Genomic DNA, 13,053 nt, shown 5'->3' on the forward strand with positions numbered 1-13,053 from the left:
TGCTGTACGAGACTCACATCGACCGGCGGCTGCGCGGGTACGGGCCATCCGTCACCCGGACGGCCGTGCGCCGGCGCCGCCGCGCCGGGGCGGCGCGGCCGACGCCTCGCGGGACGACGGCGCGTGGGGCACCGTGGAGTGAGGCACCAGCTCACCCCACCGGGAGTGTCACATGTCCAATCACACCTACCGCGTGACCGAGATCGTCGGCACCTCCCACGAGGGAGTGGACCAGGCGATCCGCAACGGCATCGCGCGGGCCGGCCAGACGCTGCGCAACCTGGACTGGTTCGAGGTCACCCAGGTCCGCGGGCACATCGAGGACGGACAGATCGCGCACTACCAGGTGGGGCTGAAGGTCGGCTTCCGCCTCGACGGCGAGGACTGACCCCGGGCCGCGCGGCCCGCACGACCGGCCGCGGTCCGGCCCGCACGCCCGGCCGCGGTCCGGCGCGTACCCGGGCCTCGGCCCGGCGTACCGGCGATCGCGGCCCGGCGCGTACGGCGGATCGCGGTCCGGTACGGCCGGACCGCGGCCGGCGCTCAGGTGCGGCCCTCGCGCTCCTGCGCGTCCTTCAGCTCCGCCGAGGCCGCCGCCCAGTCGGCGCGCACCACCGGGAAGCCGGCCCGCCGGGCCGCGTCGCAGACCAGCTCGTCGTCGTCGACGAGCATCCGCACCTCCCGCCCCCGTGCGATCCGCTCCAGCGTCTCCAGCTTGGTGACCCGCGCCGGGCGGCGGTCCTGGTTGCCCCGCATCCACACCCGCCCCTCGGGCAGCTCCTGCGCGGCCAGCCAGGCGAGGGTGTCCCGGCGGCAGCGCTCCGGCCTGCCGGTCAGGTAGACCACCTCGCAGTCGCCCGCCGCCTCCACGGCCATCCGCACCCCGCGCTCCAGCGGCGGGTCCTGGGGTGCCGCGCCGAAGAACCCGGACCAGTCCCGGGGCTTGCGCTCCAGGAAGTGCTGGCGGTGCGCGGTGTCCGCGAGCGTGCCGTCGAGGTCGAAGACGGCCAGCGGCCGCCGGTGGGACTCTGTCATGTACGCCACCCTAGACAGGGGCGCCGACAGCGCCCGGGAAGGCGGCCCGGGAAGGCGGCCCCGGGAATCACCGGCCCTCCGCCGCGTTGAAGACTCCGTGACTGCGAACCCGATCCTGGCCGCGACCCGCTTCTCGGTCCTCGACCGCTCCCGCGTCCGCGAGGGCCACGACGGCCCCGAGGCGCTGCGCGACACCGTCGCGCTGGCCCGGTACGCCGAGGAACTGGGCTACCACCGGTTCTGGGTGTCCGAGCACCACAGCGTGCCGGGCGTGGCGGGTTCCGCGCCGACCGTGCTGGCCGCCGCCGTCGCGGGCGCCACCTCGGCGATCCGGGTGGGCACGGGCGGGGTGATGCTGCCGAACCACGAGCCCCTGGTGGTCGCGGAGCAGTTCGGCGTGCTGGAGTCGCTGTTCCCGGGCCGGATCGACATGGGGCTGGGCCGTTCCGTGGGGTTCACCGACGGCATCCGCCGGGCGCTGGGCCGGGACGTGAAGGACGCCGACGCCTTCGAGGAGCGGCTGGGGCAGCTGCTCGGCTGGCTGGACGGCACCCAGCGCGCCCACCCGCAGGTCCACGCGCGCCCCGCGGAGGGGCTGCGCGTGCCGCCGTTCCTGCTGGCGACCGGCGAGGGCGCGGGGATCGCCGCGCGGGCCGGGCTGCCGCTGGTGGTGGGCGACCTGCGGCGGCGGGACCGACTGCTGGTGGCGGTGGAGGAGTACCGGCGCGGGTTCCGGCCCTCGGCCTGGGCGGAGCGCCCGTACGTCGTGGTCTCGGGGACGGTCGCGGTCGCGGGCAGCGAGCGGGAGGCGCGGCGGCTGCTCGTCCCGGAGGCGTGGTCGATGGCGCACGCGCGGACGCGGGGCAGTTTCCCGCCGCTGGCCCCCGCGGAGCGGATCGAGGCCCTGGAGATGTCGGCCAGGGAGCGGGAGCTGTACGAGTCCGGGCTCGGGGGGCACGTGCACGGCACCCCTGAGCGGGTGGCCCGGGAGCTGGCCGCGGTGGTCGCGGAGACCGGCGCGGACGAGGTGCTGGTGACGACCAGCACGTACGACCGGGCCGGCCTGCTGGACTCGTTCGCCCGGCTGGCGGAGCTGGCGGGGCTGGTGCCGCGTACCGCCGGCGGCGCCGGCACAGGCCCCAACCCGCCGGCAGGACAAGCGGATTGAGGCGTCCCCGGCCGGGATCAGACGAGGGGCTCCTGGAGTTCGGTCACCCACTGGCGCGGGTCGTCGGGGCATTCCAGGTACAGCTCGCGCGCGTACCCCGCGGAGCGGTGGCCCTGTGTGTCGATCCACGCCGCCAGCGCCTGGGCGGTGGGCAGCACCTCGTCCATGGCACCGCGGTGGACGAGGGTGGCGGCGCGTTCCACGGCCGGGAGGTCGACGAGGTCGAAGTCCCCGCCGCTGACGGAGGAGCCGACCGGGAGCGCGGCGTGGACGCGTACCGCCTCGCCGCCCTCGGGGGCGTCGTCGTAGTAGGCGACGGCCGGGCCGGCGGGCGTGACGCCCGCGCGTTCCAGGCGGCGGCACAGCTCGTCGAAGAGCGGGCCGACGACGGGCCCGATCCGGTCCGGGTCGAAGTTCTCCGCGGTGGCGCTCAGCTCCGCCACCCGCACCGCCTCGATGCGTTTGACCACCACGTCGTGGGTGTCCATGCGTCCCTCGCTCTCGATCGTCCGGAGCCTCGCCTCGACCTGGGCCAGCCGGGCCGCGGCGGCCGCCTGCGCCTCCGCGAGCTCGGCCCGGCGGAGCCGGAGCATGCCGCGCAGCTCGTCGGGGCCGACCATCTCGTCGAGGATCAGGCGCACCTGTTCGAGGGTGAAGCCGAGGTCCTTGAGCGCGATGACGCGGTTGAGCCGGCTGAGCTGGGCCGCCTCGTAGGAGCGGTAGCCGGTGAAGGGGTCCACGCGGGCGGGCGGGAGCAGGCCGATGGCGTCGTAGTGCCGCAGCATGCGGACGGACACGCGGCCGTGGCGGGCGAAGTCTCCGATGGTGAACATGATGCTCCTACTGCACGGCCTCACACGGTGTGAGGGTCAAGTATCGCGGGCGGTGGCGACGCCTAGAATCGGACAAATGCACAGCCCGGAAGCCCAGCAGCCCGCCCCCGTCCACTCCCCCGCCGTCGCGGGGGCGCCCGCCGCCGATCCCTTCGTACGGGTGCGGGGCGCGCGGGAGCACAACCTGCGCGGGGTGGACGTGGACATCCCGCGGGACGCGCTGACGGTGTTCACGGGTGTGTCGGGGTCCGGGAAGTCCTCGCTGGCGTTCGGCACGATCTACGCGGAGGCGCAGCGGCGGTACTTCGAGTCGGTGGCGCCGTACGCGCGGCGGCTGATCCACCAGGTGGGGGCGCCGAAGGTCGGGGAGATCACGGGGCTGCCGCCGGCGGTCTCGCTGGAGCAGCGGCGGTCGACCGCGGGGACGCGGTCCTCGGTGGGCACGGTGACGATGCTCTCCAACTCGCTGCGGATGCTGTACTCGCGGGCCGGCGACTACCCGGCGGGGGCGGAGCGGCTGGACTCGGACGCGTTCTCGCCCAACACGGCGGCCGGCGCGTGCCCGGAGTGCCACGGGCTGGGGCGGATCCACCGGACCAGCGAGGAGCTGCTGGTGCCCGATCCGGCGCTGTCGATCCGGGAGGGGGCGATCGCGGCCTGGCCCGGGGCCTGGCAGGGGAAGAACCTGCGGGACGTGCTGGACGCGCTCGGGTACGACGTGGACCGGCCGTGGCGGGAGCTGCCCGCGGCGGAGCGGGAGTGGATCCTGTTCACGGAGGAGCAGCCGGTGGTCACCGTGCACCCGGTGCGCGAGGCCGACCGGATCCAACGCCCCTACCAGGGGACGTACACGAGTGCGCACCGGTATGTGATGCGGACCTTCTCGGACAGCAGGAGCGCGACGCTGCGGGCGCGGGCGGAGCGGTTCCTGACGAGCGTGGCGTGTCCGGGGTGCGGCGGGAGCCGGCTGCGGGCGGAGGCCCTGGCGGTGACGTTCGCGGGGCGGACCATCGCGGAGCTGGCGGGGCTGCCGCTGACGGAGCTGGCGGTGGTGCTGGCGGGGGCCGCGGACGGGGGCAGCGAGACGGCTCGGGTGCTGGCGGGCGATCTGCTGGCGCGCATCGGGACGGTCACCGAACTGGGGCTGGGCTACCTGTCGTTGGACCGTACGGCGCCGACGCTGTCGGCGGGTGAGCTGCAGCGGCTGCGGCTGGCGACGCAGCTGCGGTCGGGGCTGTTCGGGGTGGTGTACGTGCTGGACGAGCCGTCGGCGGGGCTGCACCCGGCGGACACGGAGGCGCTGCTCGGGGTGCTGGACCGGCTGAAGGCGGCGGGGAACACGGTGTTCGTGGTGGAGCACCACCTGGACGTGGTGCGGCACGCGGACTGGCTGGTGGACGTCGGGCCGCGGGCCGGTGAGCACGGGGGCGAGGTGCTGCACTGCGGGCCGCCGGAGGGACTGGCCGGGGTGGCGGAGTCGGCGACGCGGAGGTTCCTGTTCGGGGAGCGGGGCGGGGCGGGGGCCGGGGAGGCGGGCGGGGCGGTGCGGGCGGTGCGCGGTGCGAACGGTCACATTGCACTGTCACAGGTGACGCGGAACAACCTGCGCGGTCTGGACGTGGAGTTCCCGCTCGGGGTGTTCACGGCCGTCACCGGCGTGTCCGGCTCGGGCAAGTCCACGCTGGTGGGGCGGGCGCTGGCGGAGGAGGTCGCGGGGCGGCTGGAGCGGGAGGGGGCGGCGGGGCCGGTGCGGCGGCTGGTCGAGGTGGACCAGAAGCCGATCGGCCGTACGCCGCGGTCCAACCTGGCGACGTACACGGGTCTGTTCGACACGGTGCGGAAGATCTTCACGGCCACTCCGGAGGCGCGGGCGCGCGGGTACTCGGCGGGGCGGTTCTCGTTCAACGTGGCGGGCGGCCGGTGCGAGACCTGCCAGGGCGAGGGGTTCGTCTCGGTGGAGCTGCTGTTCCTGCCGTCCACGTACGCGCCGTGCCCGGACTGTGCGGGGGCCCGGTACAACCCGGAGACCCTTCAGGTGCGGCACGAGGGGTTGACGATCGCCGACGTGCTGGGGCTGACGGTCGAGGCGGCGGTGGAGTTCTTCGCCGGGGTGCCTGCGGCGGCGCGCAGTCTGCGGGCGCTGGAGGAGATCGGTCTGGGCTACCTGCGGCTGGGACAGCCGGCCACCGAGCTGTCGGGCGGCGAGGCGCAGCGGATCAAGCTGGCGGCGGAGCTGCAGCGGGTCCGCCGCGACCACACCCTGTACCTGCTGGACGAGCCGACGACGGGCCTGCACCCGGCGGATGTGGAGGTGCTGCTGGGGCGGCTGCACGGACTGGTGGAGGCCGGGCACTCGGTGGTGGTCGTCGAGCACGACATGGACGTGGTGGCGGGCGCGGACTGGGTGATCGACCTCGGGCCGGGTGGGGGTGACGCGGGCGGCCGGGTGGTGGCGGCCGGCCCCCCGGCGGAGGTGGCCGCGGCTCCGGGCAGCCGTACGGCGCCGTACCTGGCCCGGCGGCTCGGCACGGCCTGACCGCAGGGCCGGGGCGGGTCGGCCGATCGGCTGACCGGCGGCCGGGTACGCCGTGCCGCGCGCCGGGGGCTCGCGGGTGATGGGCGACAGTGGGGCGCATGCCCCACGGATCCGCCGGTGTGCCGCGCCGCAGCGTGCTGGCCGCCCTCGTTCTCGCGGGACCCGCCGCGGCCGCCGGATGTGCCGGGAGCGAGCCGCCGCCGCCCGCGCCGGGCCCGCCGCCCGGCCGGGACGCGCTGGTCATGGTGATGCGGCACGCGGAGCAGCCGTACGCGGGGGCGCCGGGGCAGGACGCCGACGGTGAGGACGATCCGGGTTCGCTGGCGGGGCGGGGCCGGCGGCGGGCCGGGGCGCTGCCGCTGCTCTTCGCGCCGTCCCCGAAGGCCCCGCTCCCCCGGCCCGGTCTGGTGTTCGCGGTGGCCGACGCGGGCCGGCACGCCGGTTCGCACCGGAGCCGGGAGACGGTCGGGCCGCTCGCGGAGTCCTTGGGCGTGAAGGTGCGGACGGACCTGGGGCTGGGTGAGGAGGCGCGGGTCGCGGCGGCTGCGGTGGCCTCGGGTGCGCCCGTGCTGGTGTGCTGGGAGCGGGCGGGTGTTCCGGGGCTGGTGCGGGCGCTGGGCGCGGACCGGGTGCCGGGGGTGCCGGCGGAGTGGCCGGACCGGTTCGACCTGGTGTGGGTGTTCACGCGCCGGTCCGGCCGGTGGTCGTTCCGGGAGCTGCCGCAGCACCTGCTGGCGGGGGACGCGTAACCCCGCACCGGCAGCGGCAGCTCCCGTACCGCGCCTAGCGCTTGACCTTGCGGGTGGCGCGCAGCCATTCCTTGTTCATGGCGGCGATGGAGGGCAGGGGGATGCCCTTGGGGCAGGCGGTGGCGCATTCGCCGGTGAGGGTGCAGCCGCCGAAGCCCTCCTCGTCCATGCGGGCCACCATGTCGAGGACGCGGGTCTCGCGTTCGGGCGAGCCCTGGGGCAGGACGTTGAGGTGGTTGACCTTGGCGGAGGTGAAGAGCATCGCGGAGCCGTTGGGGCAGGCGGCGACGCAGGCGCCGCAGCCGATGCACTCGGCGTGCTCGAAGGCGGAGTCGGCGTCGGCCTTGGGGACGGCGGTGGCGTGGGCTTCGGGGGCGGATCCGGTGGGGGCGGTGATGTAGCCGCCGGCCTGGATGATCCGGTCGAAGGCGCCGCGGTCGACGACGAGGTCCTTGACGACGGGGAAGGCGGCGGCGCGCCAGGGTTCGACGTCGATGGTGTCGCCGTCGCCGAAGGACCGCATGTGGAGCTGGCAGGTGGTGGTGCGTTCGGGGCCGTGGGCGTCGCCGTTGATGACGAGGCTGCAGGCGCCGCAGATGCCTTCGCGGCAGTCGTGGTCGAAGGCGACGGGCTCCTCGCCGCGCAGGATGAGGTCTTCGTTGAGGGTGTCGAGCATCTCCAGGAAGGACATGTCCGGGGAGACGTTCTCGACCTGGTACGTGACCATGGCGCCGGGGGCGTCGGCGTTCTTCTGGCGCCAGACGCGCAGGTTGAGCCTCATGCGTAGCTCCGCTGGGTGGGGTGGACGTACTCGAAGACGAGGTCTTCCCGGTGCAGGACGGGGGCCTCGCCGGTGGCGGTGAACTCCCAGGCGGCGGCGTAGGAGTAGGTGTCGTCCTGGCGCTCGGCCTCGCCGTCGGGGGTCTGGGACTCCTCACGGAAGTGGCCGCCGCAGGATTCTGCGCGGTGGAGGGCGTCGAGGCACATCAGCTCGGCGAGTTCGAGGTAGTCGACGACGCGGTTGGCCTTCTCCAGGGACTGGTTGAACTCCTGGCCGGTGCCGGGGACCTTGATGCGGCGCCAGAACTCGGCGCGGATCTCGGGGATGCGGGCGAGGGCCTTGCGGAGGCCGGCGTCGGTGCGGGCCATGCCGCAGTACTCCCACATGAGTTCGCCGATCTCGCGGTGGAAGGAGTCGGGGGTGCGGTCGCCGTCGACGGCGAGCAGGCGGGCGAGGCGGTCCTCGGTCTCGCGTACGGCGGCGACGGCCTCGGGGTGGTCCGCGCCGACGGTGTCGGTGCGGGGGTGGCGGGCGAGGTAGTCGTTGATGGTGGCGGGGAGGACGAAGTAGCCGTCGGCGAGGCCCTGCATGAGGGCGGAGGCGCCGAGGCGGTTCGCGCCGTGGTCGGAGAAGTTGGCCTCGCCGATGGCGAAGAGGCCGGGGACGGTGGTCTGGAGGTCGTAGTCGACCCAGAGGCCGCCCATCGTGTAGTGCACGGCGGGGTAGATGCGCATCGGCACGTCGTACGGGTTCTCGGCGGTGATCCGCTCGTACATGTCGAAGAGGTTGCCGTACTTCTCGGCGACCTTGTCCTTGCCCATGCGGCGGATGGCGTCGGCGAAGTCGAGGTAGACGCCCTGGCCGCCGGGGCCGACGCCGCGGCCCTCGTCGCAGACGTTCTTGGCGGCGCGGGAGGCGATGTCGCGGGGGACGAGGTTGCCGAAGGCGGGGTAGATCCGCTCGAGGTAGTAGTCGCGCTCGTTCTCGGGGATCTCGGCCGGGGGGCGGGTGTCGCCCTGGGCCTTGGGGACCCAGATGCGGCCGTCGTTGCGGAGCGACTCGCTCATCAGGGTGAGCTTGGACTGGTGGTCGCCGGTGCGCGGGATGCAGGTGGGGTGGATCTGGGTGAAGCAGGGGTTGCCGAAGTGGGCGCCGCGGCGGTGCGCCCGCCAGATGGCGGTCGCGTTGGAGTTCATGGCGTTGGTGGAGAGGTAGAAGACGTTGCCGTAGCCGCCGGTGGCGAGGACGACGGCGTCGGCGAAGTGGGTGGAGATCTCGCCGGTGACGAGGTCGCGGGCGACGATGCCGCGGGCGGTGCCGTCGACGGTGATGAGGTCGAGCATCTCGGTGCGGGCGTGCATGTCGACGTTGCCGGCGGCGATCTGGCGGGAGAGGGCCTGGTAGGCGCCGAGGAGGAGCTGCTGGCCGGTCTGTCCGCGGGCGTAGAAGGTGCGGGAGACCTGGACGCCGCCGAAGGAGCGGGTGTCGAGGAGGCCGCCGTACTCGCGGGCGAAGGGGACGCCTTGGGCCACGCACTGGTCGATGATCTCGACGGAGATCTGTGCGAGGCGGTGGACGTTGGACTCGCGGGCGCGGAAGTCGCCGCCCTTGACGGTGTCGTAGAAGAGGCGGTGGATCGAGTCGCCGTCGTTGCGGTAGTTCTTGGCGGCGTTGATGCCGCCCTGGGCGGCTATGGAGTGGGCGCGGCGCGGGGAGTCCTGGAAGCAGAACTGGACGACGTGGTAGCCCTGTTCGGCGAGGGTGGCGCCGGCGGCTCCGCCGGCGAGGCCGGTGCCGACGACGATGATGCGGTGCTTGCGGCGGTTGGCGGGGTTGACGAGCTTGGCCTCGAAGCGGCGGCGGTCCCAGCGTTCGGCGATGGGGCCGGCGGGGGCCTTGGTGTCGGCGACGGGGGCGCCGGTGGTGTAGTCGGCGTAGGACATGGTCAGTTCACCACTCCGGTCATGACGGCGACGGGGACGGAGATGAAGCCCGCGGTCAGCACGAGGGCGAGGAGGTTGGCGGTGGCCTTGAGGGCGCGGTCGCGGGTGGCGTTGCCGGCGCCGAGGGTCTGGGCGGCGCTCCAGAAGCCGTGCCGGACGTGCAGGCCGAGGGCCAGCATGGCGGTGATGTAGATGACGTTGCCGTACCAGGTGGAGAAGGTGGCGAGGACGTTCTCGTAGGGGTGGCCGGCCCAGGCGCGCTCGTTGACGGTGAGCGTGGTGAGGTCGAGCAGGTGCCAGACGATGAAGAGGCCGAGGATGATGCCGCCCCAGCGCATGGTGCGGGTGGCGTAGCTCGCGCGGCGGCGGGTGTGGGCGTACTTGACGGGGCGGGCCTTGATGTCGCGGCGGCTCAGCTGGTAGGCGGAGACGGCGTGGGCGACGACGGCGGCCAGGAGCACGACGCGGGCGGCCCAGAGTCCCCAGTGGCTGTGCAGGAAGGGCTCGCCCATGTGGCGGAGCCAGTCCGCGTAGGCGTTGAAGTCCTCCGCGCCGAAGAAGATCTTGAGGTTGCCCAGCATGTGGACGACCAGGTAGGCGAGCATGACCAGCCCGGAGACCGCCATGACGGTCTTCTTGCCGAGGGTGGAGTTCCAGAGGGTGCGCGGGAGGGACGGTCGTCGGTCCGTTCGCGTTGCCAGAGCCATGGCACACCACGCTAGGGAGCAGCCTCTGAAAGGTCCAAGACATGGTGACGGTCATGTTGATAGGGGCTGGCTATCGAGGGCTAATCTGGTCTTTATGCAGTTCCAGCAGTTGGTGTATTTCGTGGCCGTGGCGGAGACCCGGCACTTCACGCGGGCCGCCGAGCGGGTGCACGTGGCGCAGCCGTCGCTCTCGCAGCAGATCAAGGCGCTCGAACGCGAGCTGGGGGCGGAGCTGTTCAGCCGGGCGCGGGGGAACATCGCGCTGACGGACGCGGGTGAGGCGCTGCTGCCGCTGGCGCGGCGGATCCTGGCGGACGCGGAGACGGCCCGGGTGGAGGTGCAGGAGCTGGCGCAGCTGCGGCGGGGGCGGGTGCGGCTGGGGGCGACGCCGAGTCTGTGCACGGGGCTGTTGCCGGACGTGCTGCGGTCGTTCCACGACGCGCACCCGGGGATCGAGTTGCTGATCGAGGAGGGTGGTTCGCACGACCTGGTGCGGGAGCTGGCGCGCGGTGCGCTGGATCTGGCGCTGATCGCGCTGCCGCTGCCGCCGTCGGCTCCGTCGTTGCGGACGGTGGAGCTGTTGACGGAGGACCTGGTGGTGGTGTCGGCGGAGTCGGCGCCGCCGCCGGGCGGCGGGGGCGAGCTGGCGGTGGCGGACCTGCGGGCGGAGCCGATGGTGATGTTCCGGCACGGCTACGACCTGCGGGAGCTGACGGTGGCGGCGTGCCGGGCGGAGGGTTTCGAGCCGTCGTTCACGGTGGAGGGCGGCGAGATGGACGCGGTGCTGGGCTTCGTGCGGGCGGGGCTCGGGCTGGCGGTGGTGCCGGCGATGGTGGCGGACCGGGCGGGTCCGGGGCTGCGGACCACGCGGCTGGCCGGTTCGCCGCTGCGCCGGACCATCGCGCTGGCGCACCGGACGGACGTGGCGCCGCCCCGGGCCGCCCGTGAGCTGCGGCGGGTGCTGCTGACGGGGCGGCGGCCCGGGGCCTGAGGCGGGGCGTCAGGATCCGGCGGCGGAGTCGAGGCCGTCGGCGAGCATGGCGAAGGCGCGGTCGGCGTCGGCGGCGGCCTGGGCGTGGGCCTCGTCGGCGGTGCTGCCGGCGTCGAGGCGGCGGAAGTTCTCGTGGCCGAGTTCGTGGCGGACGGTCACGAGGTGGAGGGCGGCGAGGCGGGCGGCGAGGGGGCTGTCGTACTCCGGCGCGAGGGCCTCGGCGAGGAGTGCGACCTCGCGCTCGGTGTAGTGGGTGAGGCGGGCGGCGAGGCCGGGCGAGGAGTAGAGGAGCCGCTGGAAGGCGAGGACGCCCGGGTGGTCGCAGAGGCCGGTGATGGGGTCGCGGTCGGCGAGCGCGGCGAGGAAGTGCTGGTGGAGGGCGCGGACCGGGGTGGTGCCGGCGGGGCGGTCGCGCACGATGCGGGCGGCCTCGTCCTGGTGGTCCGCGAAGCGGTCGAGGAGGAGGTCCTCCTTGGTCGGGAAGTAGCGGAACAGGGTGGGCTTGGAGACCTCGGCGGCGGCGGCGACCTCGGCGACGGACACGTCGTCGAAGCCGCGCTCCAGGAAGAGTTCCAGGGCGGTGGCGGCGAGGTGGTCGCGGGTGCGCTGCTTCTTGGTCTCGCGCAGGCCGGCTTCGGGTGCGGTGCGGGGCGGGTGCTGCTGCGGGTTCTCCATGCGCGCAAGCCTAGCAGAAATTCCATTACCCGGTTATTTTCGTTACCGGGTTGCATTTTCGCGGCGGAGGCGCTTTCCTGGAGACACCGAGCGATGCGAGGGGGAAGCGAGATGACCGACGTACTCGTCGTGGGCGCGGGGCCCACGGGACTGACCCTGGCCTGCGACCTGGCCAGGCGCGGGGTGGACGTGCGCGTGATCGACGGACGGGACGCGCCGCACGTCGAATCGCGCGGCAAGACCCTGCACCCGAGGAGCCTGGAGGTCCTGGCCGACCTGGGTGCGCACCGGGAGGTGCTCGCCCACGGCACCGCGCACCAGGTGTTCCGCAAGTACTTCGACGGCGTGCCGGTGGAGGACACCGATCCCTTCGCGCCGGGGACCGGCCCCGGACACCGGCCGGGGGCGCGCTTCGACGGCGCGGTGTTCGCCGCCCAGTGGCGGATCGAGGAGGCGCTGCGCCGCCGGCTCGGAGAACTCGGCGCCGGGGTGGAGTTCGGCGCGCGGCTGGCCGGGCTCGGCCAGGACGGGGACGGCGTGCGGGCGGTGCTGGCCGACGGGCGCGGGCTCCGGGCCGGGTACGCGGTGGGCTGCGACGGCGGGCACAGCACGGTGCGCCGCGCACTCGGGGTGCCGTTCGAGGGCCACTCCGCCGGCGCCGAGACCATGATCTGCGGGGACGTCGAGGCACCCGCGCTGAGCCGGGACGTCTGGCACCAGTGGTTCACCGCGGACGGGGCGGTCCTGATGTGGCCCGTGCCGGGCACCGACTCCTTCCAGATACAGACGGCACCGGAGCGCGGACCGGACGGGGAGGCGCTGCCGCCCTCGCTGGAGGCCTTCCAGCGGCGGTTCGACCGGCACGCAGGGGTCCCGGGGATACGGCTCCGCCGGGCGAGCTGGCTGTCGTCGTGGCGGGTGAACGTCCGGATGGCGCGCCGGTTCCGGGTGGGCCGGGTCTTCCTCGCGGGCGACGCCGCGCACGTCCACCCCATCGCGGGGGGCCTCGGGATGAACACCGGGATCCAGGACGCCTTCAACCTCGGCTGGAAGCTGGCGCTGGCCGTCGGGGACCGGTGCGGCCCGGCCCTCCTGGACAGCTACGAACAGGAGCGGGGGCCCGTCGCCGCCTGGACCCTGAAGATCACCGACGAGCGGATGGAGCACGTCATGGCAGCCGTCCGCACGCCGGGGACCGGCACGGAGGCGGCCCTGACCGACGAGGTTCCGCCGGGCTACCGCTGGAGTCCCCTCGCCGCGGGCACGGGCACGGGACGGACGGCGCCGGGCGATCCGGCACCCGACGTGGCGCTGCCCGGCGGGGGCTGGCTCTCCGAGGCCCTCGCCGGCGGCGGGTTCACCCTCCTCGCCACCGGCCCCGGCACCGGGCCCGCCCTGGCGGCCGTGGCCGCCGCGCACGGCGGCACGGTGCGGCCGCTCGCCGTCGGCACCGCCCTCGGCACCGCGGCGGAGGCGGCCGTCCGCGAGGCCTTCGGCGTGACGGGCGACGCCCTGGTGCTCATACGGCCGGACCACCACGTGGCGCTGGTCGCCGAGGGGCGGGACCCGGAGCCGGTCCTGCGCTGGCTCGCCGCCCTCTGACCGTCGCCGTGCCCGGGCCGCCGCGGCGGATCC

General features: G+C 74.3%; 12 protein-coding genes. 6 read left to right on the plus strand and 6 right to left on the minus strand.

The window, feature by feature from the left end; translation table 11 throughout:
- Positions 1-172: 172 nt before the first annotated feature.
- Positions 173-388 (plus strand): dodecin, encoded by a 216-nt coding sequence (locus tag ACIQUR_RS00955; RefSeq protein WP_399941902.1) that lies wholly within the window; start codon positions 173-175, stop codon positions 386-388.
- A gap of 155 nt (positions 389-543) precedes the next feature.
- On the opposite strand, the gene ACIQUR_RS00960 is transcribed toward ACIQUR_RS00955, so the two are convergent.
- Positions 544-1,035 (minus strand): hypothetical protein, encoded by a 492-nt coding sequence (locus ACIQUR_RS00960; protein WP_403656460.1) that lies wholly within the window; start codon positions 1,033-1,035, stop codon positions 544-546.
- A gap of 112 nt (positions 1,036-1,147) precedes the next feature.
- Between ACIQUR_RS00960 and ACIQUR_RS00965 the strand changes: the two genes are divergently transcribed.
- On the plus strand, positions 1,148-2,203 hold the full coding sequence (locus tag ACIQUR_RS00965; RefSeq protein ID WP_403657931.1) for an LLM class flavin-dependent oxidoreductase: 1,056 nt from the start codon (positions 1,148-1,150) through the stop codon (positions 2,201-2,203).
- Between the two features lie 17 nt (positions 2,204-2,220).
- On the opposite strand, the gene ACIQUR_RS00970 is transcribed toward ACIQUR_RS00965, so the two are convergent.
- Complete coding sequence (locus ACIQUR_RS00970) at positions 2,221-3,036, minus strand: MerR family transcriptional regulator (RefSeq protein ID WP_403656463.1); 816 nt, start codon at positions 3,034-3,036, stop codon at positions 2,221-2,223.
- Positions 3,037-3,112: 76 nt separating this feature from the next.
- Here ACIQUR_RS00970 and ACIQUR_RS00975 point away from each other — a divergent pair, with 76 nt between their 5' ends.
- Together ACIQUR_RS00975 and ACIQUR_RS00980 are read left to right on the plus strand one after the other, a co-directional pair.
- A complete protein-coding gene (locus ACIQUR_RS00975) occupies positions 3,113-5,572 on the plus strand; it encodes an ABC transporter (protein ID WP_403656466.1) in 2,460 nt (819 codons plus the stop codon).
- Between the two features lie 98 nt (positions 5,573-5,670).
- Positions 5,671-6,321 carry a hypothetical protein gene (locus ACIQUR_RS00980; protein ID WP_403656468.1) on the plus strand — a complete coding sequence of 217 codons (651 nt, stop codon included), beginning with the start codon at positions 5,671-5,673 and terminating at the stop codon, positions 6,319-6,321.
- 34 nt (positions 6,322-6,355) lie between these two features.
- Here ACIQUR_RS00980 and ACIQUR_RS00985 read toward each other — a convergent pair whose 3' ends face one another.
- Genes ACIQUR_RS00985 through ACIQUR_RS00995 form a run of 3 tightly spaced genes read right to left on the minus strand, consistent with a single transcriptional unit; the run spans position 6,356 to position 9,752 of the window.
- Positions 6,356-7,102, minus strand: a complete 747-nt coding sequence (locus ACIQUR_RS00985; RefSeq protein ID WP_403656471.1) for a succinate dehydrogenase/fumarate reductase iron-sulfur subunit — start codon at positions 7,100-7,102, stop codon at positions 6,356-6,358.
- On the minus strand, positions 7,099-9,045 hold the full coding sequence (locus tag ACIQUR_RS00990) for a fumarate reductase/succinate dehydrogenase flavoprotein subunit (RefSeq protein WP_403656475.1): 1,947 nt from the start codon (positions 9,043-9,045) through the stop codon (positions 7,099-7,101). Before ACIQUR_RS00990 ends, ACIQUR_RS00985 begins: the two co-directional genes overlap by 4 nt.
- Before the next feature lie 2 nt (positions 9,046-9,047).
- The gene (locus tag ACIQUR_RS00995; RefSeq protein WP_403656478.1) at positions 9,048-9,752 is read right to left on the minus strand and encodes a succinate dehydrogenase; all 705 of its coding nucleotides are present in this window, start codon (positions 9,750-9,752) and stop codon (positions 9,048-9,050) included.
- Positions 9,753-9,846: 94 nt separating this feature from the next.
- On the opposite strand from ACIQUR_RS00995, the gene ACIQUR_RS01000 reads away from it, so the two are divergent.
- Complete coding sequence (locus tag ACIQUR_RS01000; RefSeq protein WP_403656481.1) at positions 9,847-10,743, plus strand: LysR family transcriptional regulator; 897 nt, start codon at positions 9,847-9,849, stop codon at positions 10,741-10,743.
- 9 nt (positions 10,744-10,752) lie between these two features.
- On the opposite strand, the gene ACIQUR_RS01005 is transcribed toward ACIQUR_RS01000, so the two are convergent.
- Positions 10,753-11,418: a TetR/AcrR family transcriptional regulator gene (locus ACIQUR_RS01005; protein WP_403656484.1), complete on the minus strand. Its 666-nt coding sequence runs from the start codon at positions 11,416-11,418 to the stop codon at positions 10,753-10,755.
- A gap of 111 nt (positions 11,419-11,529) precedes the next feature.
- Here ACIQUR_RS01005 and ACIQUR_RS01010 point away from each other — a divergent pair, with 111 nt between their 5' ends.
- Entirely contained in the window at positions 11,530-13,020 is a 1,491-nt protein-coding gene (locus tag ACIQUR_RS01010; protein WP_403656487.1) for an FAD-dependent oxidoreductase, read from the plus strand.
- Positions 13,021-13,053: the final 33 nt, after the last annotated feature.

The organism is Streptomyces sp. NPDC101132, from assembly GCF_044759225.1.
GTDB lineage: Bacteria > Actinomycetota > Actinomycetes > Streptomycetales > Streptomycetaceae > Streptomyces.